Origin of the sequence: Bartonella sp. AA56HLJMS, assembly GCF_042197145.1 — a bacterium.
In the GTDB taxonomy this organism is placed as follows: Bacteria; Pseudomonadota; Alphaproteobacteria; order Rhizobiales; family Rhizobiaceae; genus Bartonella.
In genome coordinates, this window is record NZ_JBHIRL010000078.1 from 1 (window position 1) to 1,386 (window position 1,386).

A 1,386-nucleotide genomic window follows, 5' to 3' on the forward strand; every position below is an offset into this window, starting at 1 on the left:
GATCAATTTTATTGAAAAGTTGCGTGAACACTGTAAAGTCCATGGAATTCCTCTTTAACGAATTTTCAACTTTTTATCACCTTGGAACATAGATATATGCTAAACGCCTCATTTTCATTTATACGTTACCTAAGTGTTTTCATCGTATGATAGGCATCCCTTTTTTTTCATGATCAAAAATTTTCATATCAAGTTCGCGTCTTTTCCTTTTGATAAGTGATTGCTCAGCGTTACGTAAATGTGCTACCATTTGTACCTTTATAAATTCATTTTGGATCATGGCTAATGAACCATCGATATGTGCTTGAAGATCTGCAATATCTTTCAGGTTTTCTTTTGTTTGAAGTTCATTAAATAGACTTTTGAGGTATTGAAAACGATTTTCTACGTTTTCAAAAGTTTCTAAACTTACAGCTTTATCTAGTATCGATGCAAATTGTAAACGCCCCGAAATAGTTTTGCCCATTTGATCAAAAGGCCCAGAAACTTTGTTTTCGTCCTCTAATACCTCTTGATATGATTTCCTTGAAAGCTTATCACTCTTATAGAACGATTCTGGTTCTTTGAGAAAAAAACTAGAAAAATCTATAGTTTTAGGTCCAGTTTTTTGACTATTTGTTATAGCCTGATAGGTTTTTTCTGTTTGCGAAAGTTGTTCTTTTTTCAACTCAAGCTGTTTTTTTAAGAGCTCAATAATTTCCCCTTTTTTTAATAGATTAGTAAGCTCCAGATATTTTGCTGATGGAGCAGATACGAAAGTTGATTTAGGTACCTGAGCTGTGGGAGATACTGGAGGTGTGTTAGATGGCTTAGAGCCAATAGGTTTGGACGGTACGCGATTTCTTATCGTTCCCAAATTAGAAAGGTCAATTTTAATATCGGGTGGAAGTTTACGTGGTGGCTCATAGCCTTTTGGTGGTTTTGGTTTATAATTGTTGCTTGAATCGAGATTTCCTGACCCTATACTAGGAACTGCAAAACGGCTATGACCTCCTCCTTGCTTAGTAAGAGTGTTACTTCTTGCTAAGTTTGTTGTTCCAAAAAAAGCACTAATCGCTATGATAATAATCAGCTTTTGCATATTTCATACCTTTTAATTTTCACATATTTAGAAAGACTGACCATTACATTATTAACTTCATAAATCAGTTTATGAGATTCCGTTGTCTCCTCGCTTGATTTCGGCAGGGATTGTTTTATTAATAGGCACGCGGTTCCTGTCATTGGGCTGTTTTAGCTTTGGTGCTAATGCACAAGCCGATAAAAGGTTTGTAATCAAAATTATAAGAATGATCGACTTCATTTTAATATGACTCTTTTTTACTGTTATACACATTCTGATATTTGTTGTCATTATTATAATTTCGACACCAAAGTAAAGTGTAT

General features: G+C 34.2%; 2 protein-coding genes. Both read right to left on the reverse strand.

The features are described 5' to 3' along the window. Positions 1 to 139 precede the first annotated feature (139 nt). Positions 140 to 1,081, reverse strand: coding sequence for a type IV secretion system protein (locus ACFINI_RS09915; RefSeq protein ID WP_375648036.1), 942 nt, complete (start codon positions 1,079 to 1,081; stop codon positions 140 to 142). A gap of 69 nt (positions 1,082 to 1,150) precedes the next feature. Beyond that, a complete protein-coding gene (locus tag ACFINI_RS09920; protein WP_375612691.1) occupies positions 1,151 to 1,303 on the reverse strand; it encodes a TrwH protein in 153 nt (50 codons plus the stop codon). Positions 1,304 to 1,386: the final 83 nt, after the last annotated feature.